This window comes from Plantibacter sp. AC185 (assembly GCF_979258065.1).
In genome coordinates this window covers 3,521,679-3,547,603 of sequence record NZ_OZ409831.1, presented here as the reverse complement: position 1 = coordinate 3,547,603, position 25,925 = coordinate 3,521,679, and the positions used below count along the sequence as shown (strand labels likewise).

Genomic DNA, 25,925 nt, shown 5'->3' with positions numbered 1-25,925 from the left:
GGTCAGCCCTTCACGTAGGGCTTGCCGGCGGCTGCCGGTCCGCGGGAGATGCCGACGAGTCCGGCGACCGCGAAGATCGTCACCACGTACGGCAGCATGAGCATGAACGCGCTCGGCACCGGGGAGCCGATGGCACTCAATGCGAACTGCAGGTTCTGCGTGAAGCCGAACAGCAGCGCGGCGAGCGTCGCCTTGAGCGGGTCCCAGCGTCCGAAGATGACCGCCGCGAGCGCGATGTAGCCGGCGCCCGCCGTCATCTCCTTGTTGAACGCACCGACCGAGCCCAGGGTGAAGTACGCCCCACCGAGGCCGACGATCGCGCCCGCGAGCGCGACGTTCCAGAAACGAGTCCGGTTCACGTTGATACCCACGGTGTCAGCCGCCTGCGGGTGCTCACCCACGGCGCGGAGGCGGAGGCCCCAGCGCGTGTAGAACAGGCAGAAGAACACCACGGCCACGGCGATGTACATCAGGTAGATGATGATCGTCTGGCGGAACAGCACGGGTCCGATGAGCGGGATCTCGCTGAGGATCGGGATGTTGATCCGGGGGAACTTCGGCGGGCTGTTGAAGAGCGCCTCGTTCTTCGTGAGCACCTGCGAGTACAGGAAGCTCGTGAGTCCGACGACGAGGACGTTGAGCACGACACCGACGATGACCTGGTCGACGAGGTACTTGATCGAGAAGGCCGCGAGCAGGAAGCTCACGAGTGTGCCGGCGATCATCGCCGCAACGAGCCCGAGGAAGGCGTTCCCCGTCACCGAGGCGACGAAGGCGGACGAGAACGCGCCGGCGAGCAGCTGGCCCTCGATCGCGATGTTCACGACGCCGACCCGCTCGGAGATGACGCCGCCGAGCGCACCGAAGATGAGCGGGACGCTCAGGGCGACGGTACCGAGCAGGAGCCCGGTGATCGGGATCGCCTTGCCCGCGGCGGCCCACGACAGGAACCCGACCATGAACAGCACACCGAACACGGTGATGAGCCAGAGGGGGACCTTCTTGCCCGTCGTGACGAGGTACGCGCTCAGCGCCGTGATGGCGGCCAGGAGGATCGTGACGACGATGCCGGTGACCGTGGACGGGAGCACGACCGTCGGCAGTTGGATGACGTCGCCGTCGCTGGAGAGCCGGAACGTGCTGTTGCCGTCGCGGTGCCAGATGACGAACAACAGGAACGCGATGACGGTGAAGATCCCGAACGCGATCGGGGCCTTCCAGCTCCGGACGACGACCGTCTCGAGGACGATCGGGGCGTCGGGAGCCGGCTGCGGCGTCTGCTTGTCGAGCGTGAATCCACTCATGCGGACACCTCCTTCTTGGCGGAGCGACGCGTTCGGCGCGTCGAGCCGTCGGGCTTCGGCAGGAAGAAGATCGCCCGCACGAGCGGCGGAGCCGCGATGAACAGCACGATGAGTGCCTGGAGGACGAGCACGATGTCGATCGGCACGTTGACGCCCTGGGTGGCCTGCATGGAGTACCCACCGGCCTTGAGCGCACCGAACAGGATGCCGGCGATGAGGATGCCGCCCGGCCGACTGCGTCCGAGGAGCGCGACGGTGATGGCGTCGAAGCCGATGCCGGCGTCGATGCCGTTGTCGAACCCGGAGGTCACCGTACCGAGCACCTGCGAGACGCCGGCGAGACCGATCAGTCCACCGGAGAGCAGCATGGCGTACACGTAGGTGTTCTTCACGTCGATACCCGCGACGCGAGCGGCGTTCGGGTTCTCACCGACCGCCCGGAAGCGGAAGCCGATCGAGGACCGACTGAACAGCCACCACACGAACACGACCGCGAGGATCGCGATGAGGAAGCCGGCGTGCAGGTTGTAGCGGTCACCGAGGAGCTTGGGCAAGACGGCGTTCTCCGCCATCCCCGCGCTCTTCGGCACGTTCGACCCGGGAGCCTGCAACAGCCCCTGCGTGGAGAGCATGAAGGTGATGAGGTAGAACGCGACGTAGTTGAGCATGATCGTGATGATCACCTCGTGCGCGCCGGTGCGGGCCTTGAGGACACCGACGATGCCGCCCCAGAACGCGCCACCGATGATGCCGGCGGCGATCGCGACGAGCAGGTGCACCACGGGCGGGAGGTCGAGCGTGAAGCCGACCCATCCGGCGCAGGCGGCGGCGATGAGCATCTGACCGCGCCCACCGATGTTGAACATGCCGACCCGGAACGCCAGGCCGACACCGAGTCCGGCGAGGATCAGCGGGGTCGCGAAGGTCAGCGTCTCCGTCAGCGGGCGGATGCCGTTCAGGAAGTCGGGGCGCTTGAAGTTGTAGATCGACCCCTGGAAGAGCGCGCCGTACGCACCGGTCGCCGACTGCCAGACCGCCGCGATGGTGTCGCCCGGGCGGGCGAAGAAGTACCCGGCGGCGGTGTGGACCTTCGGATCGGTCAGTGCGATGAGGATCGCACCGACGACCATCGCCAGGACGACGGCGAGGATCGAGATGACGATGCTCGAATTGAGGATCTCGGCGAGCACCTTGTTCGAGCGCGGCTGGGTCGTGTCGGGCTTCGCCTCGCCCGGTGCCACCGGCTGGACCGTTCCGGGCGGGGTGTGGGACGTCTCGCTCATGCTGCTGCTCCTGCCGGGAGTTCGCCGGCCATCATGAGGCCGAGAACCTCTCTGGGGGTCGATGCCGGGACGATCCCGACGATGCCGCCGCGGTACATGACGGCGATGCGGTCGGCGAGCGCGACGACCTCGTCGAGCTCGGTCGACACGACGATGACGGGGATGCCGGCGTCGCGCGTGGCGACGATGCGCTTGTGCACGAACTCGATCGAACCGACGTCGATCCCGCGGGTCGGCTGTGCGGCGACGAACAGCCGCAACTCGCGGCTGAGCTCACGGGCGAGGACGACCTTCTGCTGGTTGCCGCCCGAGAGGGAGCCGGCCGGTGATTCGATGCCCTGTGACCGGACGTCGAACTCCTGCGACTTCTCGCGCGCGAACTCGTCTCGGAATCCGCGCTGGACGTTGCCGCCCTTCACGAAGGGTGCACCCGTCGATCGGTCCAGCATGAGGTTCTCGGCGATGGTGAACTGTTTGACGAGCCCGTCCTCGGATCGGTCCTCCGGCACGAACCCGACGCCGGCGTCGAGCACCTTGCGCGGGGTGGACCCGACGAGTTCGACGCCGTCGAGCTTGATGCTGCCCTTGGTGTGCGGCTGCAGCCCGAGGATCGCCTCGGTGAGCTCGGTCTGCCCGTTGCCCTGGACACCGGCGATGGCGAGCACCTCGCCCTCGCGGACCTCGAAGCTGACGCCGTTGACGACGAGCTGGCCGAGGTGGTCGACGACGGACAGGTCCTGCACGGTGAAGGTGGTGTCGCCGAGGTTCGGCGCCTCCTTGTGGACCGTGAGTTCGACGGGACGCCCGACCATGAGGGACGCCAGCTCGGCGTTCGTCGCGGTGGGCGAGGCCTCGCCGACGACCTTGCCGAGGCGGATGACGGTGATGCGGTCGGCGACTTCGCGGACCTCACGCAACTTGTGGGTGATGAAGACGATGGACGTGCCCTCGTCCTTCAGCTGCTTCATGATCGCCATGAGCTCGTCCGTCTCCTGTGGGGTGAGCACGGCGGTGGGCTCGTCGAAGACGAGGACGTTGGCGTTGCGGGAGAGCGCCTTGACGATCTCGACGCGCTGCTGCACTCCGACCGGGAGGTCGCCGACGATGGCGTCCGGGTCGAGGCTGAAGCCGAACCGCTCGGAGATGTCGATGACGAGCTTGCGGGCCGCTGCGACGTCGAGGCGGCCACCGCCCTTGGTCTGCTCGTGGCCGAGCATGACGTTCTCGGCGACGGTGAAGACGGGGATGAGCATGAAGTGCTGGTGCACCATGCCGATGCCGGCGCCCATGGCGTCGCCAGGGCCCTGGAAGTGCTGGACGACGTCGTCCAGGAGGATCTCGCCCTCGTCGGCCTGATAGAGGCCGTAGAGGACGTTCATGAGGGTGGATTTGCCGGCACCGTTCTCGCCGAGGAGACAGTGGATCTCCCCCGGTTCGACGGTGAGGTCGATGTGGTCGTTGGCGGTGAGTGCACCGAACCGTTTGGTGATGCCGCGGAGCTCGAGCTTCATGGGTCCCAATCTAGTCACGTGTCGGATGTCGGCACAGGCGGTCGGGATCGCCGTCCGGCCGTGCCGCGAACAAAGCGGGGGGAGGTCGCGGATCGCGACCTCCCCCCGGAGTCCCGGGCGAGGGCCCGGGTGAAGAGGGACTACTTGACGGGCGAGGAGACCGAGGTCGCCTTGATGGAACCGTCGATGATGCCAGCCTTGATCGTGTCGAGCTCGTCGGCCAGGGTCGGGGAGACCTTGGACTCGAAGTCGTGGAACGGCGCGAGGCCGACGCCCTCGTTCTCGAGGGTGCCGATGTACGCAGCTGCGTCGAACTTGCCGCCACCGGCCTCGGTCACGGTGTCGGCGACGCCGGCCTTCATGCCCTTGAGGATGGAGGTCAGGAACAGGCCCTTGTTCTCGGAGTTGGTCTCGTACAGGTCGGCGTCGACACCGATCATGGCGATGTCCTTACCGGTCTCCTGGATCTCGGCGATCGCGCTCAGGAAGATCGGGCCACCGACCGGAAGGAGCACGTCGGCGTTCTGGTCGATGAGTGTGCGGGCGAGCTGCTTGGCGGTGTCGTTCGCCTCGAAGCCACCGGTGAAGGAACCGGTCTGAGCGGCGACGTCCCAACCGACGACCTGGACGCTCTTGCCCTTCTGCTCGTTGTAGTACGCGACGCCCTCGGCGAAGCCGTCCATGAAGATCTGGACGGACGGGAAGGGCTGGCCGCCGAAGGTGCCGACGACGCCGGTCTTCGAGTAGTCGGCCGCTGCGTAGCCCGCGAGGAACGCGGCCTGGACGGTGTCGAACAGGATCGGCTTGATGTTCGGGGCGTCGACCTTGCCGTCGAAGTCGTTGTCGGCCGCGTCGTCGATGATCGCGTAGTCGACGTCCGGGTTCGCGAGTGCCGCGTCGACCGTGTCGGCGGAGAGGGCGAAGCCGACACTGACGATGAGCGAGCAGCCCTGGTCGGCCAGGCTCTGCAGGTTCGGCTTGTAGTCGTCGGCCTTGTCGGACTGGACGGTGATGGGCTCGACGCCGAGCTCCTTCGCCGCCTCGGTCAGACCCTCGTAGCCGAGCTGGTTGAACGACTTGTCGGTGAAGCCACCGGCGTCGGAGACCATGCACGGGAGGAAGTCGGATGCGGCACCGGTCGAGTCGCCGTCGCCGGTGCTGGGAGCCGATGCGCAGCCGGCGAGCAGTGCCATGAGACCGACGCCGGCGATTGCGCCCGCAGCGGCCTTCCGAGTTGAGATTGCCAAGGTAGCCTCCAAGATGCAGCCCCGCGGGTCACGGGGCGTATGGGGTTACGTTACCCAATACGACGACTGCCGGACGGACGATCCCGGCTTCGCGACCGAAGCGTTACAGAACGGTGGCACCGGCGTCATGCGCCGGAAACACGCGGATGCGCAGACGCGCATCGCCGGGCCGTGATGCTGCGCACGTGAGCGCGGAGCGACCCCGCCGGCGGTCGCCTTGCGCTCCGGGTAGTTGCGGTTCCCACCTGGGCACCGAGCGCGGCTCGGTGCCCAGGCAGAACCGACCGGGATCCCGGTCAGCGGCGGTCGAGCATCAGGGTGTCGCCGCTCCAGCGCCGACGGAGCCATCGGTCGTGGCTCGCGACGACGACCGCGCCCGGATAGTCGCCGAGGGCGTCCTCGAGCTCCGTCGCAAGCGTGAGCGACAGGTGGTTCGTCGGCTCGTCCAGGAGGAACAGGTGCGGAGGCCGCGCGATGATCAGCGCCAGGGCCAGACGGCGCTGCTGCCCGACGGAGAGCTGGCCGATCGGGCGGTCGAGGTCGCGAAGCCCCAGGAGCCCGAGACCCGCGAGCGGGGTGCGCGCTGCACGGGCCTCGCCGAGCGCCCGGTCGTAGACCTCCCGAGGTGATCGCTCCGCATCCGGGAACGCGACGTCCTGCTCGAGGAGCCCCACGCGGAGCCCCTTCCGTCGGAGGACGGTCCCCGCATCGAGGCGCAGCGACCCGGCGAGCACCGCCAGGAGCGTCGACTTCCCCGAGCCGTTCGCCCCGGTGACCAGCACCCGCGACCGGGGCGCCAGCTGCAGGCGTTCGAGGTGCAGCCGGCCGTCCACGCGGGCGTCGGCGAGGTCGAGCAGCTGCTCCCCCTCGTCGAGGACCGTCGATCCGCTCGGGATCCCTGCGAACGAGAGCTGGCGAGGCGGGCGCCGCACCTGCTCGCGCTCGAGGACCTCGAGTCGGAGCTGCGCGTTCTGCACCCGCCGACTGATCTGCTGCTCGACGCGGTCGCCGCGCATGCCGAAGGCCATGCGGTTGTTGTCGCGGATGCCCCGATCGTGGTTGATCCGCGGGGCCACGTCGTGCACCGCGGACGCGAGCCGTCGCAGCTCGGCCTGCTCCTCCTCGTAACGCGTCGACCACCGGTCGAGTTCCGCTGCCTTCCAGCCGAGGTACTCACTGAACGGCCCGCCGAACTCCACGACGGGTGACGCCTCGCCGACGGGGACCGGGCGGGACGGATCGATGTCGACGAGCCCCGTCGCCACCTCGTCGAGGAAGGCGCGGTCATGGCTCGCGAAGAGCACCGGACCCGGCCACTCCGACAGGTGGCCGCGGAGGAAGGCGACCGCCTCGTCGTCCAGATGGTTGGTCGGCTCGTCGAGCAGCAGTGCGGTCGGTCTCGCGACGAGGAGCGCGGCGAGGGCGAAGCGGGACCGTTGTCCCCCGCTCACCTCACCGAGTCGTCGCGACCGTTCGATCGCGGCGATGCCGAGGCCGTCGACGACCGCGTCCAACCGGGCGTCCGCCGTCCAGACGTCGGCGCGTTCCGCCGCATCGAGCGCGGCGGCGTACCGCTGCTCGGCGGAACCGTCACCGGCGGAACCCGTCTCACCGAGCGCCGCCGCCGACGTCTCGAGCTCCTGCTCGACGGCCCGGACCTCGCCGAGCGCCTGCTCCAGCAACTCGCCGACCGTCGTGTCCTCCGGGAGCTCGAGTTCCTGCATGAGGATGCCGGTGCGCACCGGGCGGACGGCCTCGCCGTCGTCCGGCTCGTCGATCCCGGCGAGGATGCGAAGCAGCGTGGACTTCCCCGCGCCGTTCTCGCCGATCAGGCCGAGACGATCCCCGGCCGACACGACGAGGTCGACGTCGCGCAACACGACGCGGTCGCCGTAGGAGCGGGTGACGCCGTCGGCGCGGAGCTGCTGGATGTCGATGGATCGCCCGAACCTCGAAGCGGTGCGGCGGTGGACTGGTGTTGCGTGGGTCATGGGTGCTCGCATGGAGGCCCCTTTCGAGATGGGGCACGCCGCGTACGGTCGTCGTCCGACACGTCAGGAGTGAGCGCTGGGCTCGAACTCCTGGGCGGACCTGGAAGCGTCTGGCGTACCTCGATGGATTCCCGCCGGGCACATCACGTTCGTGATGGTCTGCCGCAGGCGCGGGAGGTCGATTCGCTCAGTTCTTCACAGTGATCTCAGGCTATCCGTCGGTTGTCGGCCGCCGCAAGCCCTGCACGTCACCGGTCCCGATTAGGCTGGTCGTCATGCGTGCTCCGTCGGTCCCCTCGCCCGCGCGGCGTCGCCGTGCGCATCGATCGACCGCAACCTCGCTGCTCGCCGCGCTCGGTATCGGTGCGCTCGTGGCGCTCGGCGCACTGCCGACCACGCCGGCGACCGCGGCCGCCGCGAGCTCGCAGCTGAGCCGGACGCAAACGACGCCGACGCCCACCCCGAGTCCCTCGCCGACCACGCCCTCGACGGCGAGCCCGAAGCCGACGAAGCCGGCTCCCGGCAAGCCTGCCCAGCCGGCGCCGCCCACGGTCCGCGGCACGGACTTCGACCCGGGCGAGATCATCAGCGACGCGAACTTCTACGACGCGAACGCCATGAGCGAGGCGGACGTCCAGGCGTTCTTCGCCTCCCAGCCCTGTACCCCGAAAGACGGCGTGCCGTGCCTGGCGGACTTCCGTGCCAGCACCGAGTCCGTCTCGGCGGCCGAGCCCGGACACTGCGAGGCCTACCGCGGCGCCGTGAACGAGTCGGCGGCGAGGATCGTCGCGAAGGTCGCCCACGCGTGCGGGATCAACCCCAAGGTGCTGCTCGTCCTCATGCAGAAGGAGCAGTCGCTCATCACCGGGCCGAGCGAGTACGGCTACGCGCGCGCCATGGGTTGGGGCTGCCCCGACACCGGCCCGAACTTCAGCGCGAGCTGCGACGCGGACTACTTCGGGTTCCAGAACCAGGTCTACCGTTCCGCATGGCAGTTCCGGCAGTACACGCTGTACCCGCTCAACGTGCCCGGTGAGTCCTATCAGCGGGCGTATCACCTGGGATCGGTCTACATCCAGTACAGCCCCGACGCGGCCTGCGGCGGTACCCAGGTCGACATCCGCAACCAGGCGACGGCGAACCTCTACCTCTACACGCCGTACCAACCGAACGCCGCTGCCCTCGCGAACGTCTCGGGCACTGGCGACGCCTGCAGTGCCTACGGCAACCGCAACTTCTGGCGGCTCTACACGGAGTGGTTCGGCCCCGCGGTCTGATCGCCCGGTTCGCTCTCCCAAGGATGGGCGAACGAACGGGTCATTCGCCGATGAGCAGCGCGACGCGGTCGTCGAGGTAGGCGTCGAGCGGGGTGAGCCCGAGGTCGTGCCCGGCCCAGCGGAGCATGACCGTGTCGTCGACGAGTCGCAGCGGGCCTGAACCTTCCCGGAGTGACGCCTCGTCCAGCGCGAGCTCGACGACCTCGAAGTTCACGACGTCGCCCTCGGCGAACGGGCCGCGGTGGGCCGCCTGCTGCGCGATCCGACGGTGCTCGACCTCCGAGGAGCGGTGGTTGAACCACTTCGGCTCCACGGCCCGAGTGGATTCGGCGGCGGTGAAGAGGCGACCGTCGGCCGAGAGCAGGACGACCCCGAGGCGCCACGCCCGGCCGATCGGCCGCAGCGCGGGTGCCCGCTTCACGAGCGGGAGTCCGCGGGGTGTGTAGACCTCCGCCAGGGCCTCGTCACGCACGCCTGCGGCTTGGAGACGCGCGCCCGCCTGCAGGAGCAGCTCGCGCAGCGCGGTCACCGTCGGTCGCCGATCAGAGGACGTCGTCGCGACCGGACAGCTTGAGGGCGTCGACGACGCTCTTCACCCGCTGCGCGTTGGCGCTCGTGGTGACGAGCAGAGCGTCCGGGGTGTCGACGACGACGATGTCCTGCACGCCGATGAGGCTGATGACCCGACCGGTCTGGCTGACGACGATGCCGCTGGAGGCGTCCGACAGCACGCGCGCGTTCTCGCCGAGGATGGCGAGGTCGGACTTGCGCCCACCGGAGTTGAGCTTGGCGAGCGAGGCGAAGTCGCCCACGTCGTCCCAGTCGAAGTGCGCCGGCACGACGGCCATGCGACCGGCGGCCGCGGCGGGCTCCGCCACGGAGTAGTCGATCGCGATCTTCTCGAGCGCCGGCCAGACGCGGTCGACGACCGGTCCGCGGGCCGCCGCGTCGTCCCAGACCTCGGCGAGTTCGAGGAGGCCCGCCAGGAGTTCGGGCTTCTGCCGACCGATCTCCTCGAGGAGGACGTCGGCCCGCGAGATGAACATCCCGGCGTTCCAGAGGTGCTCGCCGCTCGAGACGTACCGCTTGGCCGTGGCGAGGTCGGGCTTCTCGACGAAGGAGTCGACCAGCATGACCCCTTCGGCCCCGCGGATGCCGAGGTCGCGGGCGCTCTTGATGTAGCCGAAGCCGATGGCGGGCTCCGTGGGCTGGATGCCGATCGTGACGATGTAGCGCTCCTCGGCGGCAGTGACAGCCTGGGCGACGGCGGCGCGGAACAGGCGGTCGCCGCGGATCACGTGGTCGGCGGCGAACGAGCCGACGATGACGTCGGGTTCGCGACGGACGAGGATCGCTGCGGCGAGCCCGATCGCGGCGGTCGAGTCGCGCGGTTCGCTCTCGAGGACCACGTTGGCGTCGGCGAGGTCGGGCAGCTGCTGTTCGACGGCCGCGCGGTGCGCACGCCCGGTGACGACCATGATGCGCTGGTCGCCGGCGATCGGCGCGAGGCGGTCCCAGGTGGCGCGCAACAGCGTGCTGCCGGAGCCGGTGAGGTCGTGCAGGAACTTGGGTGCGTCGGCTCGCGAGAGCGGCCAGAGACGACTGCCGATGCCGCCGGCCGGGATCACCGCGTAGAAGCGTTCGAGGGGCGTGGTCATCCCCCGAGCGTACCGCCAGGCTCCAGCCTGACGACGACGGCACGGAACCGTCATGTGACGGGATTACGATGAGCGCCAGATCGAGCATGAGAAAGAACGGTACGAGCATGGCTGGACGCAACGTCCTCGGGATCCCGATCCCGTCCTTCGGCAGCAAGCAGGCTCCCCCGGTCCCCGTCGGTCCGCCGGACGCAGCGGACCTCGACGGGCGCAACAGCATCGTCAACGCCTGCATCTACCGACACGGTTCCCGCAGCTCGACGCTCACCTCGCTGGAGGACACCTTCCGCGCGCTCCACGAGACCCCGGACGGCGTCGCGTGGATCGGGCTCTACCGGCCCGACGCCGGCGAGCTCGGCGTCCTGGCGGCGGAGTTCGGCCTCCACCCGCTCGCCGTCGAGGACGCCATCACCGCGCACCAGCGGCCGAAGATCGAGCGGTACGACGACGTCCTGTTCGTCGTCCTCCGGGCCGCCAACTACGTCGACGAGACCGAGACCGTCGAGTTCGGCGAGCTGCACGTCTTCGTCGGCCCGAACTTCGTCATCACCCTCCGGCACGCCGAGTCCCCCGACCTGTCGCACGTGCGGGCGCGGATGGAGCAGGAGCACGAACTCCTCGCCTATGGTCCGCAGGCGATCCTGTACGCCATCATCGACGCCGTCGTCGACGGCTACGGTCCGGTGGTCGCCGGGCTCTCGAACGACATCGACGAGATCGAGGAGCAGGTCTTCGTCGGCGAGTCCCAGGTGTCCCGCCGTATCTACCAACTCTCCCGCGAGGTCATCGCCTTCGAACGGGCGACGCACCCGCTCAGCGACGTGATGCTGTCGCTCGAGCAGGGCAGCGCGAAGTACGGGGTCGCCGACGAACTGCAACGCGGCCTCCGCGACGTCGCCGACCACCTCACGAGCGTCAACCAACGGATCGACGCCTACCGCGAGCTGTTGCGCGACATCCTGACCGTGAACAGCACCCTCGTCGGGCAACGCCAGAACGAGGAGATGGCGAAGATGACCGAGGCGAGCCTCAAACAGGGCGACGAGGTGAAGAAGATCTCCTCCTGGGCCGCCATCCTGTTCGGCCCGAGTCTCATCGCCGGGATCTACGGCATGAACTTCACCCACATGCCGGAGTTGTCGTGGTGGTTCGGCTACCCGATGGCGCTCGCGCTCATGGCCACCACGAGCGTCATCCTCTACAAGGTGTTCAAGCGACGGAACTGGTTGTGAACACCCGGTGTCGCCCGGTCGTCGCGCAGGTGTCCGGCCTCTCTCGACGTCGAGACAGTTAGGCCAGCCTTAGCGGCGGGACGGCGCATCCCACGCCTACACTTGGTCCAGCGCGCCGATTCGACGCATGGCAGGCAACAACCCCCGCACGGCAGAACGATCTGCCGCAGATAGCGACTATCAGGGAGGACCTCGTGACCGCGAGTCTCACGCGAACGTCACCGTTGGAATCCACGACATCCAAACGCCCGGCCGGCACCCTGTACCGGGGCCGTGAGGGCATGTGGTCGTGGGTGCTCCACCGGATCACCGGCGTCGCCATCTTCTTCTTCCTCCTCGTGCACGTCCTCGACACCGCGCTGGTGCGGGTCTCCCCCGAGGCGTACAACGCGGTCATCGGCACGTACAAGAACCCCATCATGGGGCTCGGTGAGGTCGCGCTCGTCGCCGCCATCGCCTACCACGCCTACAACGGCATCCGTATCATCCTCATCGACTTCTGGTCGAAGGGCACCAAGTACCAGCGGCCCATGTTCTGGATCGTCATCGGTCTCTGGGCCGTGACGATGCTGGGCTTCACGCCGCGCCACCTGATCAACGTGTTCAGCGAGATGGGCCACTGATGACGACGATCGCCGCTCCCCGCACCCCTGCTCGTCCCGCGCGCCGCAAGGGCGTCAACTGGGAGAAGTGGGGCTGGATCTACATGCGCGTCTCCGGCGTGATCCTGCTGGTCCTCATCTTCGGCCACCTGTTCGTCAACCTCATGGTCGGCGACGGCATCAAGGCCATCGACTTCGCCTTCGTCGGCGGCAAGCTGTCGAACCCCTTCTGGCAGTGGTGGGACGTCGCCATGCTGTGGCTCGCGCTGATCCACGGCGGAAACGGCATGCGCACCATCGTCAACGACTACGCCACGGGTCGCACGATCCGCGGTGTCCTCAAGGTCGCGATCCTCGCCGCCGTCACCATCCTCATCATCCTCGGGACCCTGGTCGTCTTCACCTTCGACCCGTGCCCCGCCGGCGCACCTGCAGACCTGCTCGCGTCGTTCTGCCCCGCCAACTGAGCAACCGAGACCGAGCAACGGAAACCGTGACTACAGAAACCACCGAGTCCACCGTCATCGACGGCATCCACTACCACCAGTTCGACATCGTGATCGTCGGTGCCGGCGGTGCCGGCATGCGCGCCGCGATCGAGGCCGGCCCCGGAGCGAAGACGGCCGTCATCTCCAAGCTCTACCCGACGCGGTCCCACACGGGAGCGGCGCAGGGCGGCATGGCCGCTGCGCTCGCGAACGTCGAGGAGGACAGCTGGGAGTGGCACACCTTCGACACCATCAAGGGCGGCGACTACCTCGTCGACCAGGATGCTGCGGAGATCCTCGCGAAGGAGGCCATCGACGCGGTCATCGACCTCGAGAACATGGGTCTGCCGTTCAACCGCACCCCCGAGGGCAAGATCGACCAGCGTCGCTTCGGCGGCCACACCCGCGACCACGGCAAGGCGCCGGTCCGCCGCGCCTGCTACGCGGCCGACCGCACGGGCCACATGATCCTGCAGACGCTGTTCCAGAACTGCGTCCGCCTCGGCATCAACTTCTTCAACGAGTACTACGCACTCGACCTGATCATGACGAACGTCGACGGCGTCGACAAGCCGTCCGGTGTGGTCGCGTACGAGCTCTCCACCGGCGAGATCCACGTCTTCCAGGCGAAGGCGGTCATCTTCGCCACCGGTGGCTTCGGCAAGATCTACAAGACGACCTCGAACGCACACACACTCACGGGCGACGGCGTCGGGATCATCTGGCGCAAGGGTCTCCCGCTCGAGGACATGGAGTTCTTCCAGTTCCACCCCACCGGCCTCGCCGGTCTCGGCATCCTCCTCACCGAGGGAGCCCGAGGCGAGGGTGCGATCCTCCGGAACGCGAGCGGTGAACGCTTCATGGAGCGGTACGCCCCGACCATCAAGGACCTCGCCCCGCGAGACATCGTCGCGCGCTGCATGGTCCAGGAGGTCGCGGAAGGCCGCGGTGCCGGGCCGAACAAGGACTACGTCTACCTCGACTGCACCCACCTCGGTGCCGAGGTCCTCGAGACCAAGCTGCCCGACATCACCGAGTTCGCGCGCACCTACCTCGGCGTCGACCCGGTGACGGAGCCCGTCCCGGTCATGCCGACGGCGCACTACGCCATGGGCGGCATCCCGACGAACGTCAAGGCCGAGGTCCTGAGCGACAACAACACCGTCGTGCCCGGCCTGTACGCGGCCGGTGAGTGCGCGTGCGTGTCCGTCCACGGCTCGAACCGACTCGGCACGAACTCGCTCCTCGACATCAACGTGTTCGGCAAGCGCGCCGGCAACAACGCCGTCGAGTACGTCCAGGGCGTCGACTTCACGCCGCTGCCCGAGAACCCCGCCGGCTTCGTCTCCGGCCTCATCGAGCAGATGCGGAACTCCAACGGCACCGAGCGGATCTCCACGATCCGCAAGGAGCTGCAGGAGGAGATGGACCGCAACGCCCAGGTGTTCCGGACCGACGAGTCCCTCGCCGGTGTCACCGCCACCATCCACAACCTGCGCGAGCGGTACCAGAACATCGCCGTCCAGGACAAGGGCAAGCGCTTCAACACGGACCTCCTCGAGGCGATCGAGCTGGGCTTCCTGCTCGACCTCGCCGAGGTCGTCGTCTACTCCGCTCGCAACCGTCAGGAGAGCCGTGGCGGTCACATGCGCGACGACTACCCGAAGCGCGACGACGAGAACTACATGAAGCACACGATGGCGTACCTGTCCGGCGACCCGCACTCGTCCGACGCGGCCGACCACATCCGGCTCGACTGGAAGCCCGTGGTCATCACGCGGTACCAGCCGATGGAGAGGAAGTACTAGCGATGAGCACTGCAACGCTCGAGAACCCGCCGGCAGCAGCACCGGAGGAGATCCAGTCCTTCACGGTCACCCTGATCATCCGTCGATTCGACCCGGACGTGGACGCCGAGCCGCGCTGGGAGGACTTCGACGTCGAGATGTTCCCGACGGACCGCATCCTGGACGCGCTCCACAAGATCAAGTGGGAACAGGACGGGACCCTCACGTTCCGTCGCTCCTGCGCGCACGGCATCTGCGGCTCCGACGCCATGCGGATCAACGGCCGGAACCGCCTCGCCTGCAAGACGCTGATCAAGGACCTCGACATCTCGAAGCCGATCTACGTCGAGGCGATCAAGGGCCTGCCGCTCGAGAAGGACCTCGTCGTCGACATGGACCCCTTCTTCGCGTCGTTCCGCGAGGTGCAGCCGTTCCTCATGCCCGGCAAGCCTGCGGAGAAGAACAAGGAGCGCGTGCAGTCGGTCGCCGAGCGCGCCCGCTTCGACGACACCACGAAGTGCATCCTGTGCGCCGCGTGCACCTCGTCGTGCCCCGTGTTCTGGACCGACGGCCAGTACTTCGGCCCGGCGGCGATCGTGAACGCGCACCGCTTCATCTTCGACTCCCGCGACGACGCCTCGCAGGTCCGCCTGGACATCCTCAACGACCAGGAGGGCGTGTGGCGCTGCCGCACCACCTTCAACTGCACCGAGGCGTGCCCCCGCGGCATCCAGGTCACGCAGGCGATCGCCGAGGTCAAGCAGGCCATGATCTCCGGCAAGGTCTCCTAGCCCACACCCGGTTCATCCGTCCGGCCCAGCGCACTGCGCTGGGCCGGACGTGTTCGTGCAGGGCGACCTGTTCGTCGAGCGACGTCAGGCCAGCGCGGCAGCTCTGGCTTCAGCCGGTGACGCGGCGCTCAGGGCGTCCATGGCCATGGCACGAGCCGCCTCGAGCGTGTAGCGTCGCAACTCGCTCCGGACGTCGCCGAGCGCGGCCGGGGTGACCGAGAGACTCGTCGCCCCGAGGCCGACGAGCACGACCGCGAGGGCCGGGTCCGCTGCCGCCTCCCCGCAGACGCCGATCGAGCGCCCGGAGGCGAGACCGGCGTCGCCGACGAGCTTGACGAGCCGCAGCACGGCGGGGTGCCACGGGTCCTGATACGAGCCGAGCGGCCCGAGGAGACGGTCCGCCGCGAGCGTGTACTGCGTCAGATCGTTGGTGCCGATGCTCACGAAGTCCGCGACCCCGAGGATCTGCGCGGCGAGCAGCGCACTCGACGGCACCTCGATCATCGTCCCGACCGTGCGGAGCCCGAGCCGTTTCGCGAGGGTCACGAACGCCGCGGCCTCGGGGAGGTCGGCGATCATCGGGGCCATCACCCAGAGGTCCGCCTCGTGGGCGTCCTGTGCGAGCGCGAGCGCCGTGAGCTGGTCTCGGAGCACCTCGTCACGTGCGCGGAGCGCCCGGATGCCCCGCACCCCGAGCGCCGGGTTGGCCTCGGCCTCGTCCGGTCGGAGGAAGGCGAGCGGCTTGTCGGCTCCGGCGTCGAACACCCGGACGACGACCCGCTTGCCCGGGAACGCCGCGAGCAACTCGCCGTAGCGGTCAGCCTGTTCGGCGACGCCCGGCGCCTCCGCGCGGTCCAGGAAGAGCAGCTCGGTGCGGAACAGCCCCACCCCCTCGGCGCCGAGGGCCAGGGCACCGGCCGCACCGGTGACGGACCCGAGGTTCGCGAGCAGGGGCACCGGGGTGCCGTCGGCGAGTTCGCCCGGTGAGCGCGGTGAGACCCGCACGCGCTCGGCCGCGGTGGACCTGGCGGACCGCACCTCGCGTTTCGTCGGCGACCCGGTGACGACCCCGGCTCCGGCGTCGACGAGGACGATCTCACCGTCCTCGAACTGCTCGGCTCCTGCGACGCCCACGACGGCGATGAGCGACTGCTCGCGCGCGAGGATGGCCGTGTGCGAGGTCGCCGAGCCGCCACTCGTGACGAGTGCCAGCACCCGCTCGAGATCGAGGAGCGCGGCGTCTGCCGGAGCGAGGTCCGTGGCGACGAGGACGAACGGCTCGTCCGACTCGGGAGGTCCGGGGACAGGTCGGCCCAGTAACCGCGCGATGACCCGTTGCGAGACGTCACCGACGTCGGTCGCGCGCGCCGCCATCGGCTCCCCCAGGTTGAAGAGGACCTGCTGGACCGTCGCCAGGGCCTCGAACACGGCGCGCTCCGCGGAACGCCCCGCCGCGATGCGCGTTGCGACGTCCTCCGCGAGCGCCGGGTCGTCCGCCATGACCGCCTGCGCTTCGAGCACGTCCTGCGCATGTCCGCCGGCTCGTCGAGCCCGGTCCTCGAGGTCGGCCCGCGTCGCGCTGAGCGCCGCGACGGCCCGGGCCTGTTCGAGCGTGACGTCCCCGCCGAACGGGTCGGCGCTCGGTTCGGGCAGCGGTTCCGGCATGCGGAGCACGGGACCGGCGACGACGCCGCGTCCGACGCCGGTGCCGGTGAACGTGCGTTGCCCCTCCGCCTCGCGCATGGTTCGACCCTAGTGCACCGCCTCTCCCCCGGTCCGGCCCGCTTGTAGGCTGGTCCGGTGACCAATCCGCGTGCGCCGAGGAAGGACTCCGCCGACGCGCCGGACGCCGGTACGACCCCCAGGGTGCGGCTCCAACAGACGCCACCGCCACTCGTGTTCCAATGGATCCAGAACAGCGAGAACCCGTTCATCCGACGGCTCGCGCCCCGCGCGGCGAGAGCGGAGCGCGCCACGACGTGGGTCATGCGGCTGAAGCCCTATCGCGTCATCCATCGGTATCTCGCCATGGACGGCAACCTCCTGGCCGCCGGGATCAGCTTCCAGGCCGTCTTCGCCGTGTTCGCCGCGGTCTACGTCGGATTTGCCATCACCGGCATCTGGCTCGGCAACAACGCCGAGGTCTTCCAGGCGCTGGTGGAGATCATCAACCGCGCCGTCCCCGGCCTCATCGGCACCGACGGCGAGGGCATCATCGCCGAGGAGCAGTTGTCGAGCGCCTCGCTGCTCGGCTGGACCGGGGTCATCGCCGCCGTCGGTCTCATCTGGACGGCGATCGGTTGGTTGTACTACACCCGGCAGGCGGTCAGGTCGATCTTCGCGCTCCCGAAGGTCGCCGCGAGCTTCTTCCTGCTGAAGGTCGTCGACCTCGTGCTGGCGCTCGCCTTCGGCGTCCTCCTCCTCGTCTCCGCGACGCTGTCGGTCGCCAGCACCCAGGCACTCAGCTGGCTGCTGTCACTGGTCGGCTTGGAGGGCACCTTCTGGGTGACCGTCGGCAGCCGGGTCGTCGGGCTGGTCGTCGCGGTCGTCGTGAACCTCGTCACCCTCGGCGCCATGTACCGCGTGCTCAGCCGGATCCGGATCCCGTGGCGCAACCTCTTCGGAGGCGCGCTCCTGGGCAGCCTGGTGCTCTCGCTCCTGAGCGTCGCCAGCAGTGCGGTGATCGCCGGGGCCTCCCGGAACCCGTTGCTCGCGACCTTCGCGGTGTTCATCGGTCTCATGCTGTGGTTCAACCTCGTGAGCCGCGTCATCCTCGCCTCCGCCGCGTGGATCGCCGTGGGGCTCGACGACCAGGGCATCAGTGTGCGCACGACGACGCCGGAGGAGCAGGCGGCCGAAGAGCTGGCGGCCAGGAGACTGATCGCCGAGGCGGAACTGCGGGAGGCTCGCGAATCCCTCCGGCGCGCCAAGGGCCCGGCGGTCTGGTTCGCCCGCCGGCGCGTCCGGCACGCCGAGGAGGCCTCGGCCGAGCTCATCCGAGAGCACGGCGAAGCCCCCGAGTCGCCCGCGGCGGACGCGTCGGACCCGCCCCATCGCCGACGCCAGGGCGGACGCCGGGGCCAGGGCGTTGTCGGCCCCCGCGACTAAGCTGGAGGCATGTCTGCACCCCTCCGCATCGCCAGTGTCAACGTCAACGGAGTCCGCGCGGCCTTCCGCAAGGGGATGGGCGACTGGCTCGAAGACCGCGGGGTCGACATCCTCGCCCTGCAGGAGGTCCGCGCTGCGACGAGCGACCTCGAGACGCTCTTCGGACCGGAGTGGAACATCCTGCACGATGCCGCGACCGCCAAGGGGCGTGCCGGCGTCGCGATCGTCAGCCGTCGCTCGGCGGGCATCCACCGGGTCGCCCTCGGAGCCGACGACTTCGACAGCGCGGGCCGTTGGATCGAGGCCGACTTCGACGTCAACGGCACCCTCGTCACGGTCGTGAGCACCTACGTGCACTCCGGCGAGGTCGACACCCCCAAGCAGGTCGAGAAGTTCCGCTTCCTCGAGGCGATGCTCGAGCGGCTGCCGGCACTGCGCGAGCACAACCCGCTGTCCCTCGTCGTCGGCGACCTCAACGTCGGCCACACCGAGCTCGACATCAAGAACTGGAAGGGCAACGTCAAGCGTGCCGGCTTCCTGCCCGCGGAGCGGTCCTACTTCGACCGCTACCTCGGCCCGGCTGGTGAGACGGTCACGGGCGTCGACGGCGTGGCCGGCACCGGCCTCGGCTGGGTCGACATCGGGCGCCAGTCCGCCGGCCAGGTCCCCGGTCCCTACACCTGGTGGTCCCAGCGCGGCCAGGCCTTCGACACCGACACCGGCTGGCGCATCGACTACCAGCTCGCCACCCCCGAGCTCGCGGCCCTCGCGTCGGGCTACACGATCGACCGCGCCGCGGCGTACGACCAGCGATGGTCCGATCACGCCCCCGTCGTCGTCGACTACGCCGTCTGACCCTTCGGCATCACGCCACCCCACCACTCCGTGCCCCGGCTCCGGCCGCTCATCCCTCTGCGAGAACCCACATGACCAAGCCACGCCTGTACTCCGGCATGCAGCCCTCCGCCGACTCGCTCCATCTCGGCAACTACATCGGTGCCCTCCTGCAGTGGAAGCAGATGCAGCAGGAGCACGACGCCTTCTTCAGCATCGTCGACCTGCACGCGATCACGGTGCCGCAGGACCCCGCCGAGCTCCGCGAGAAGACCCGTCGCACGGCCGCCCAGTACATCGCCGCAGGCATCGACCCCTCCGCGTCGACCCTGTACGTCCAGTCGCACGTCCCGGCGCACGCACAGCTCGCCTGGGTGCTCAACACGATCACCGGCATGGGCGAGGCCGCGCGCATGACGCAGTTCAAGGACAAGTCGGCCAAGCACGGGCGCGACGCCTCGTCGGTCGGGCTCTTCGCCTACCCGATCCTCATGGCGGCGGACATCCTGCTCTACCAGACCGACATCGTGCCGGTCGGCGACGACCAGCGGCAGCACATCGAGCTCACGCGCGACCTCGCCGAGCGGTTCAACGCCCGCTTCGGCGACACCTTCGTCGTCCCGAAGGCGCAGATCCAGAAGGACTCCGCGCGCATCTACGACCTCCAGAACCCGACGTCGAAGATGTCGAAGTCCGCCGAGACCCCGGCGGGGATCATCTGGTTGCTCGACGAGCCGAAGGTCACGCAGAAGAAGATCATGCGTGCGGTCACCGACAACGATGGCGTCATCGCCTTCGACGCACAGGAGAAGCCCGGTGTCTCGAACCTGCTGAGCATCTACTCCGCGATCACCGGCTCCCCCATCGAGGCCGTCGTCGGCGAGTTCGAGGGTCGTGGCTACGGCGACCTCAAGAAGGGTCTCGCCGAGGTCGTCGTGGGCGAACTCGAGCCGGTCCGTGCGCGCGCGCTCGAGCTCCTCGACGACCCCGCCGAGCTCGACCGCCTGCTCGCGGTCAACGCCGCGCGCGCAACCGAGGTCGCCGAGCAGACCCTCGCCGAGGTCTACGACCGCGTCGGACTCCTCCGCCGCGCCTGATCCCGCGGTCCGTTCGCAACTCCTGCTCGTCACTGTCCGCAAGCCCGCACACACCGCACTCACCGCGCGGCCCGTGGAGTACCCACGCGGTGAGCAGGAGTTGTGCGTACGTCCCCGATCAGACCGGTGATCGCTGCCGCGACGAGCCCGGGCTCATGCACCACGTGCTGGTAGAGCGGTCGCAACGTCATCAGCCCGCGCGAGGCGGCTCTGAGGTCGCGGGTGCGGTCGGAGACGGCGTGCGACCACCCCTCATGATGGGCTCGACTGTCGACCTCGATCAACAATGACTCAGCCACCAGGAGATCACCGCGTCCACCCTCCGCCAGACGGGGCTGCACTTCGTACGACAGACCGAGGCTGCGGACGATCAAGCGCAGGAGTGTCTCCGGACCTGACTCGGCGCGTCCATCGATCAACGCCATGAGCGCACGAAAGCGTTCGGGCACCAGGGCGAAGACTCGTCGGAGGTCGGGCTCTTCCACCAACCCGAGATGGACCGCGCTGTCGAGCGTCGCGAGTGCCATCCGCGGCGACTGGCACCGGATGGACTGGGCCAGTGCGTCGATGATCGACACGTCGCAGTCGAACGTGCCGCACGGCTGATCAAGCGGTCGCCAGTGGAGAGTGAACTCCCGTCGATCGCTGGTAGCCAGCCGTCGGTCCTCCGCCCGCGGTCCGCGAAGTCGTGAGGCGCTGCGGTCCACATGCACATGGACCCGGGTGGCGTCGAACACGAACACACCACGGGCGGCCAGGGTGGACAGGCACGCTCGCCTCCCCCCGATGCGCACTGCGGCACGGATGTCATCGTGTACTCCGGGGAGCGCGTATCGATCGCGCCGCACGCGAAGGATCGTTCCGTCACGCACCGCCTGGGTGATCTCACGCGGTCGCATACCTTCCTCGAGAAGCGTCGAGCGGGTGAGGATCGTGTGACCAGAAGCTGCACTGTCCATCCATCGAGGTTCGGGGCACCGATCGAGCGGTCGGTCTCACGCGGCTGCGTCGTCGTCGGTCGAGGACTACGGGAGCACTGTGGAGGAGGGTCACGGTCAGGGCGTCACCGTCGCGCGCGGTTCACAACTCCTGCTGGCCACTGGCCAACGCTCAGGATCGACCCCAGCGAGGCGCCACAGCAGCGACGAGCAGGAGTTATGCGCATGTGGGACACCCGTCTCGACGAGATGGGGGTCGGAGCGAGTCTCGCGGGAGGCGCCGAGTCCGCGCAGAACTCCTGCGCCTGACAGGCCCGGACGGCGCGGGCAGGCGGAATGGCGCGGTTGCTCCCGAGTCGGTCCTCAAGCTGCAGGAGTTGTGCGCAGGTGCACCCTGCGGGGAGCGGCACGAGGAGGAACGACAGAACGGCCCGCCCTCCGCGAGGAGGACGGGCCGTTCCGGTCGGTCGGGACTACTGCACGTCGTCGTCGACCCAGTCGAAGGTCTTCGTGACGGCCTTCTTCCAGTTGCGGTAGAGGCGGTCGCGCTCTGCGGAGTCCATGTTGGGCTCCCAGCGCTTGTCCTCCTGCCAGTTCTTCGCGAGGTCGTCGAGGTCGGACCAGAAGCCGACGGCGAGACCGGCCGCGTAGGCAGCGCCGAGCGCCGTGGTCTCCGCGACGACCGGTCGGATGACCGGCACACCGAGGATGTCGGCCTGGAACTGCATGAGCGTGTCGTTAGCGGTCATGCCGCCGTCGACCTTGAGCTCCGTCAGCGGGACACCCGAGTCGGCGTTGACGGCGTCGATGACCTCGGCCGTCTGGAACGCGGTCGACTCGAGGGCGGCCCGGGCGATGTGGCCCTTGTTGACGTACCGGGTGAGCCCGACGAGCGCACCGCGGGCGTCCGGACGCCAGTACGGCGCGAACAGCCCGGAGAACGCCGGCACGAAGTACGCCCCACCGTTGTCCTCGACGGTCTTGGCGAGCGCCTCGACCTCGGGAGCGGAGGAGAACATGCCGAGGTTGTCGCGCAGCCACTGGACGAGCGAACCGGTCACGGCGATCGAACCCTCGAGCGCGTAGTGCGGCTTCGCGTCGCCGAGCTTGTAGCCGAGCGTCGTCAGCAGACCGTTCTCGGAGTGGACGATCTCCTCACCGGTGTTGAAGATGATGAAGTTACCGGTGCCGTAGGTGTTCTTGGCCTCGCCCTGCTGGAACGCCGCCTGCCCGAAGGTCGCCGCCTGCTGGTCGCCGAGGATGCCGGCGATCGGCGTCTCGCGGAGGAGGCTGTCGTCGGACGCGTGGCCGTAGATCTCGGAGGAGCTCTTGATCTCCGGGAGCATCGACTTCGGGACGCCGAACGCCTTGAGGATCTCGTCGTCCCACTGCAGGGTCTCGAGGTCCATGAAGAGCGTGCGCGAGGCGTTGGTGACGTCGGTGACGTGCACGCCGCCGTTGACACCACCGGTGAGGTTCCAGATGACCCAGCTGTCGGTCGTACCGAAGAGGAGGTCGCCCGCCTCGGCCTTCTCGCGAGCACCCTCGACGTTCTCGAGGATCCAGACGATCTTCGTGCCGGAGAAGTAGGTCGCCAGCGGCAGGCCGACGGTCTTCTTGAAGCGCTCGACGCCGCCGTCCGCAGCGAGGCGGTTCACGATGTCCTGGGTGCGCGTGTCCTGCCAGACGATCGCGTTGTAGACGGGCTGACCGGTGGTCTTGTCCCAGACGACGGCGGTCTCGCGCTGGTTCGTGATGCCGATGGCCGCGATGGCGTGCCGGGTGATGTTGGCCTTGCTGAGCGCCTGGCCGATGACCTCGCGGGTGTTGTTCCAGATCTGGTTCGGGTTGTGCTCGACCCAGCCGGCCTTCGGGAAGATCTGCTCGTGCTCGAGCTGGCCCGTCGAGACGATCGATCCGCTCTTGTCGAAGACGATGGCCCGGGAACTCGTCGTCCCCTGGTCGATTGCGATGACGTAGTCCGCCATTGGATACTCCTTCGTTGCGTGCGTTGCGAGGTGAGGCACCGGAACCGGTACCCCTGGGTGCCGCGGCGGTGATCGTGTCCGGTCACCGCCGCAGCGTCAGGTCAGACGGCCGGGAGCAGCACCATCGAGGCGAGGGCCGCGAGGACACCACCGAGCAGGGGGCCGACGACCGGCACCCAGGCGTAGGACCAGTCGCTCTTGCCCTTGCCCTTGATGGGGAGGAGGGCGTGGGCGATGCGCGGACCGAGGTCACGTGCCGGGTTGATCGCGTAGCCGGTCGGGCCACCGAGGGAGGCACCGATACCGACGACGAGCAGGGCGACGGGAAGGGCGCCCAGGGCTGCGAGTCCCCCGGGGACGCCCTCGATGACCACCGCGTCGGGGCCGGTCTTGCCGAAGGACATCACGACGAAGACGAGGACGAAGGTCGCGATGACCTCGGTCACGAGGTTCCAGCCGTAGCTGCGGATCTCCGGACCGGTCGAGAAGACACCGAGCTTCTTGCCCGGGTCCTCCTCCTGGTCGAAGTGCTGCTTGAAGGCGAAGTACGTCAGCACGGCACCGATGAAGGCACCGACCATCTGCGCCGCCCAGTAGACGAGCGCCGTACCGAAGTCGATCGACCCCGTGGTGAGGAAGCCGATCGTGACGGCGGGGTTCAGGTGTCCGCCGGAGGCGTAGGACACCGTGACACCGGCGAAGACCGCGAGGCCCCAACCGAAGTTGATGAGCAGCCAGCCGCCACCGAGGCCCTTGGATTTCGTGAGGATCGCCGTGGCGACCACACCGGTACCGAGGAGGACGAGCATCGCCGTCCCCACGGTCTCGGAGAGGAAGATGGTTCCGAGGTTCATGTCTTCATTGACCTTTCATAGGTGTGGCCGTGTGGGGGCCGACGCCGAAGCGCGAGCCCCCGCTGGGCGAGGTTGCACTGACCAGTTGCTTGTAAGGTAGCCAGCTCATGTTGCACAGGACAAGGGCCTTGCCTGCACATTCGTGCATTATGAGAACGCCGGGGCCTCCTTGGCGGCGTCGACCCGGAGGTCGACCTGGTGGGCGTCGCGCAGGCGGTCGAGCGCTGCGGTGATCTGCGCGGTCCGCTCGGCGTCGTCCCACCCGAGGACACCGCCGACGACGCGGGCGATCTCGTCGACGAGGTCGGCGGTCAGCGATCCGGTGAAGGCGAGGCTCGTGCGGCGGTGCAGCACGTCGGAGAGGTGCACGACCTGCTCCTGCTCGACGAGGTACTCCAGCTCCTGCACGCTGTAGTCGGCAGCGCCCTGCAAGCGGTCGTCGCCGTGCTCCGACAGGTGCTCGAGGAGTGCGGCGGCCTTCGTGCCGTACCGGCCCAGCAGCTGCTCGGCACGCTTGGCACCGGTGCCGTCCTCGTGCGCGGCGACCCAGGTGCGCGTCGCCGAGTCGGTGCGCGGGAAGCCGGCGCCGCCGCCGATCGCGAGGCCGAGGGTCTCCACGGGGCGCGGGGCCCCGATGGTGTTGAGCACGTCCGTGCTGAGGTGCTCGGCGAGGGCCCGGAAGGTGGTCCACTTGCCACCGACGAGGCTGAAGACGGTGGTGGACGGACGTGCAGCGGCGGCCCGGCGCTCGATCCGGTAGTCGCGCGACACGAAGCCGGGGGCCTCGTCGTCGTGCTTCGGGAGCGGGCGGATGCCGGAGAACCGGTAGACGATCTGCTCGCGCGAGGTCGCGATGGTCGGGAAGACGTGCTTCACGAGGTCGAAGAAGTAGTCGACCTCCTCCTCGGTGCAGACGCTCGGGGTGCTCGGGTCGGCGTCGATGTCGGTCGTGCCGACCATGACCTTGCCCTTGAGCGGGTAGATGAGGACGATGCGGCCGTCCTCGTGCTCGAAGAAGATCTCGCGCCCCTTGGTGGCCGCGTAGAGCTCCGGGTTGTCGAGGACGATGTGCGAGCCCTTCGTGCCGCCCATGTAGGTCGTCGGCTCGCCGAGGCCGGCGTTCGTGAGGTCGGTCCAGGGGCCGGAGGTGTTGACCACGACGTCGCTCGTCACGGTGAAGGTCTGGCCGGTGACGGTGTCGCGGAGCTCGACGCCGTCGGCTCCCATGCCGACCGCCTCGACGTAGTTGACGGCGCGGGCGTGCGGGCCGGCGGCGAGGCCGTCCATGAGGACGTCGAGTGCGAGACGCTCCGGGTCGTGCATGGAGGCGTCGTAGTAGGTCGCCGTGTACTTGAGGCCCGGGTTCATCTTCGGCAGGTCGGCGAGGGACTTCTTCCGGCCGTGGAAGCGGTGACGCGGCACGCTGCCACCGTCGCGGGAGAAGGAGTCGTACGCGGTGAGGCCGACCTTGATGAGCAGCGCACCACGCTCCTGCGGCTTGCCCTGCTTGTGGGTGAGGAAGCGCAGCGGTGCGGAGAGGATGCCGGAGAAGGTCGAGAAGATCGGGACCGTGGTCTCGAGCGGCTTCACGTAGTGCGGGGCGATCTTGATGAGCCCGTTGCGCTCCTGCACCGACTCCTGGACGAGACGGAACTCGCCGTTCTCGAGGTACCGGATGCCGCCGTGGATCATGTGGCTCGACGCGGCGGAGGCGCCGGAGGCCCAGTCGTTGCGTTCCACGAGCGTGACGTCGACGCCCTGGAGCGCGAGGTCGCGGAAGGTCGCGATGCCGTTGATGCCGCCGCCGATGATGAGCACCGACGCCTGCGGGCGGTCGATGACGGACTGGACGGTGGAACGGGGAGCTGACGACTTGAGGGACATGAGATGCCTCGCTTCTTCGCGGTTGGTACGCGACGCTGCCGGGATTGCGCG

21 protein-coding genes are annotated in these 25,925 nt (G+C 68.7%); 9 read left to right on the top strand and 12 right to left on the bottom strand.

Going from position 1 to position 25,925, the window contains the following annotated elements:
- Positions 1 to 2: 2 nt before the first annotated feature.
- The 5 genes from ACZZZB_RS16575 to ACZZZB_RS16555 form a co-directional block, all read right to left on the bottom strand.
- Positions 3 to 1,304 carry an ABC transporter permease gene (locus ACZZZB_RS16575; protein WP_079707330.1) on the bottom strand — a complete coding sequence of 434 codons (1,302 nt, stop codon included), beginning with the start codon at positions 1,302 to 1,304 and terminating at the stop codon, positions 3 to 5.
- On the bottom strand, positions 1,301 to 2,587 hold the full coding sequence (locus ACZZZB_RS16570; protein WP_124769711.1) for an ABC transporter permease: 1,287 nt from the start codon (positions 2,585 to 2,587) through the stop codon (positions 1,301 to 1,303). The genes ACZZZB_RS16575 and ACZZZB_RS16570 overlap by 4 nt, the downstream gene beginning before the upstream one ends.
- Positions 2,584 to 4,098, bottom strand: coding sequence for an ABC transporter ATP-binding protein (locus tag ACZZZB_RS16565; RefSeq protein ID WP_079707332.1), 1,515 nt, complete (start codon positions 4,096 to 4,098; stop codon positions 2,584 to 2,586). Before ACZZZB_RS16565 ends, ACZZZB_RS16570 begins: the two co-directional genes overlap by 4 nt.
- A 140-nt stretch (positions 4,099 to 4,238) precedes the next feature.
- Positions 4,239 to 5,345, bottom strand: coding sequence for a BMP family lipoprotein (locus ACZZZB_RS16560; RefSeq protein WP_124769713.1), 1,107 nt, complete (start codon positions 5,343 to 5,345; stop codon positions 4,239 to 4,241).
- 296 nt (positions 5,346 to 5,641) lie between these two features.
- Positions 5,642 to 7,336: an ABC-F family ATP-binding cassette domain-containing protein gene (locus tag ACZZZB_RS16555; protein ID WP_463530278.1), complete on the bottom strand. Its 1,695-nt coding sequence runs from the start codon at positions 7,334 to 7,336 to the stop codon at positions 5,642 to 5,644.
- Positions 7,337 to 7,611: 275 nt separating this feature from the next.
- Between ACZZZB_RS16555 and ACZZZB_RS16550 the strand changes: the two genes are divergently transcribed.
- Positions 7,612 to 8,613: a hypothetical protein gene (locus ACZZZB_RS16550; protein ID WP_463530277.1), complete on the top strand. Its 1,002-nt coding sequence runs from the start codon at positions 7,612 to 7,614 to the stop codon at positions 8,611 to 8,613.
- A gap of 40 nt (positions 8,614 to 8,653) precedes the next feature.
- Here ACZZZB_RS16550 and ACZZZB_RS16545 read toward each other — a convergent pair whose 3' ends face one another.
- On the bottom strand, positions 8,654 to 9,142 hold the full coding sequence (locus ACZZZB_RS16545) for a hypothetical protein (RefSeq protein WP_079707335.1): 489 nt from the start codon (positions 9,140 to 9,142) through the stop codon (positions 8,654 to 8,656).
- Positions 9,143 to 9,155: 13 nt separating this feature from the next.
- The gene (locus ACZZZB_RS16540; RefSeq protein ID WP_064294827.1) at positions 9,156 to 10,271 is read right to left on the bottom strand and encodes a mannose-1-phosphate guanylyltransferase; all 1,116 of its coding nucleotides are present in this window, start codon (positions 10,269 to 10,271) and stop codon (positions 9,156 to 9,158) included.
- Positions 10,272 to 10,378: 107 nt separating this feature from the next.
- Between ACZZZB_RS16540 and corA the strand changes: the two genes are divergently transcribed.
- From corA to ACZZZB_RS16515, 5 genes are all read left to right on the top strand, one after another.
- Positions 10,379 to 11,503, top strand: a complete 1,125-nt coding sequence (gene corA / locus ACZZZB_RS16535) for a magnesium/cobalt transporter CorA (RefSeq protein ID WP_071262530.1) — start codon at positions 10,379 to 10,381, stop codon at positions 11,501 to 11,503.
- Between the two features lie 224 nt (positions 11,504 to 11,727).
- The gene (gene sdhC, locus ACZZZB_RS16530; RefSeq protein ID WP_463530276.1) at positions 11,728 to 12,126 is read left to right on the top strand and encodes a succinate dehydrogenase, cytochrome b556 subunit; all 399 of its coding nucleotides are present in this window, start codon (positions 11,728 to 11,730) and stop codon (positions 12,124 to 12,126) included.
- Entirely contained in the window at positions 12,126 to 12,572 is a 447-nt protein-coding gene (locus ACZZZB_RS16525; RefSeq protein ID WP_064294824.1) for a succinate dehydrogenase hydrophobic membrane anchor subunit, read from the top strand. Before sdhC ends, ACZZZB_RS16525 begins: the two co-directional genes overlap by 1 nt.
- Before the next feature lie 26 nt (positions 12,573 to 12,598).
- The gene (sdhA, locus tag ACZZZB_RS16520; RefSeq protein WP_086474106.1) at positions 12,599 to 14,401 is read left to right on the top strand and encodes a succinate dehydrogenase flavoprotein subunit; all 1,803 of its coding nucleotides are present in this window, start codon (positions 12,599 to 12,601) and stop codon (positions 14,399 to 14,401) included.
- Positions 14,402 to 14,403: 2 nt separating this feature from the next.
- Positions 14,404 to 15,171, top strand: coding sequence for a succinate dehydrogenase iron-sulfur subunit (locus ACZZZB_RS16515; protein ID WP_064294822.1), 768 nt, complete (start codon positions 14,404 to 14,406; stop codon positions 15,169 to 15,171).
- A gap of 84 nt (positions 15,172 to 15,255) precedes the next feature.
- Here ACZZZB_RS16515 and ptsP read toward each other — a convergent pair whose 3' ends face one another.
- On the bottom strand, positions 15,256 to 16,914 hold the full coding sequence (ptsP, locus tag ACZZZB_RS16510) for a phosphoenolpyruvate--protein phosphotransferase (protein ID WP_274500657.1): 1,659 nt from the start codon (positions 16,912 to 16,914) through the stop codon (positions 15,256 to 15,258).
- Positions 16,915 to 16,971: 57 nt separating this feature from the next.
- Between ptsP and ACZZZB_RS16505 the strand changes: the two genes are divergently transcribed.
- The 3 genes from ACZZZB_RS16505 (at position 16,972) to trpS (ending at position 20,210) form a co-directional block, all read left to right on the top strand.
- On the top strand, positions 16,972 to 18,279 hold the full coding sequence (locus ACZZZB_RS16505) for a YihY/virulence factor BrkB family protein (protein ID WP_463530275.1): 1,308 nt from the start codon (positions 16,972 to 16,974) through the stop codon (positions 18,277 to 18,279).
- Positions 18,280 to 18,288: 9 nt separating this feature from the next.
- Positions 18,289 to 19,134, top strand: a complete 846-nt coding sequence (locus ACZZZB_RS16500) for an exodeoxyribonuclease III (RefSeq protein WP_463530274.1) — start codon at positions 18,289 to 18,291, stop codon at positions 19,132 to 19,134.
- A 71-nt stretch (positions 19,135 to 19,205) separates the two neighbouring features.
- Complete coding sequence (gene trpS / locus ACZZZB_RS16495) at positions 19,206 to 20,210, top strand: tryptophan--tRNA ligase (RefSeq protein WP_159879465.1); 1,005 nt, start codon at positions 19,206 to 19,208, stop codon at positions 20,208 to 20,210.
- 59 nt (positions 20,211 to 20,269) lie between these two features.
- Here trpS and ACZZZB_RS16490 read toward each other — a convergent pair whose 3' ends face one another.
- The 4 genes from ACZZZB_RS16490 to ACZZZB_RS16475 all read right to left on the bottom strand — a co-directional run bounded on the left by ACZZZB_RS16490 (position 20,270) and on the right by ACZZZB_RS16475 (position 25,874).
- Entirely contained in the window at positions 20,270 to 21,169 is a 900-nt protein-coding gene (locus tag ACZZZB_RS16490) for a hypothetical protein (protein ID WP_463530273.1), read from the bottom strand.
- A gap of 452 nt (positions 21,170 to 21,621) precedes the next feature.
- Positions 21,622 to 23,136, bottom strand: coding sequence for a glycerol kinase GlpK (gene glpK / locus ACZZZB_RS16485; protein WP_079707342.1), 1,515 nt, complete (start codon positions 23,134 to 23,136; stop codon positions 21,622 to 21,624).
- A 101-nt stretch (positions 23,137 to 23,237) separates the two neighbouring features.
- Entirely contained in the window at positions 23,238 to 23,990 is a 753-nt protein-coding gene (locus ACZZZB_RS16480; RefSeq protein WP_079002885.1) for an MIP/aquaporin family protein, read from the bottom strand.
- Positions 23,991 to 24,137: 147 nt separating this feature from the next.
- Positions 24,138 to 25,874 carry a glycerol-3-phosphate dehydrogenase/oxidase gene (locus tag ACZZZB_RS16475; RefSeq protein ID WP_463530272.1) on the bottom strand — a complete coding sequence of 579 codons (1,737 nt, stop codon included), beginning with the start codon at positions 25,872 to 25,874 and terminating at the stop codon, positions 24,138 to 24,140.
- Between the last annotated feature and the right edge of the window lie 51 nt (positions 25,875 to 25,925).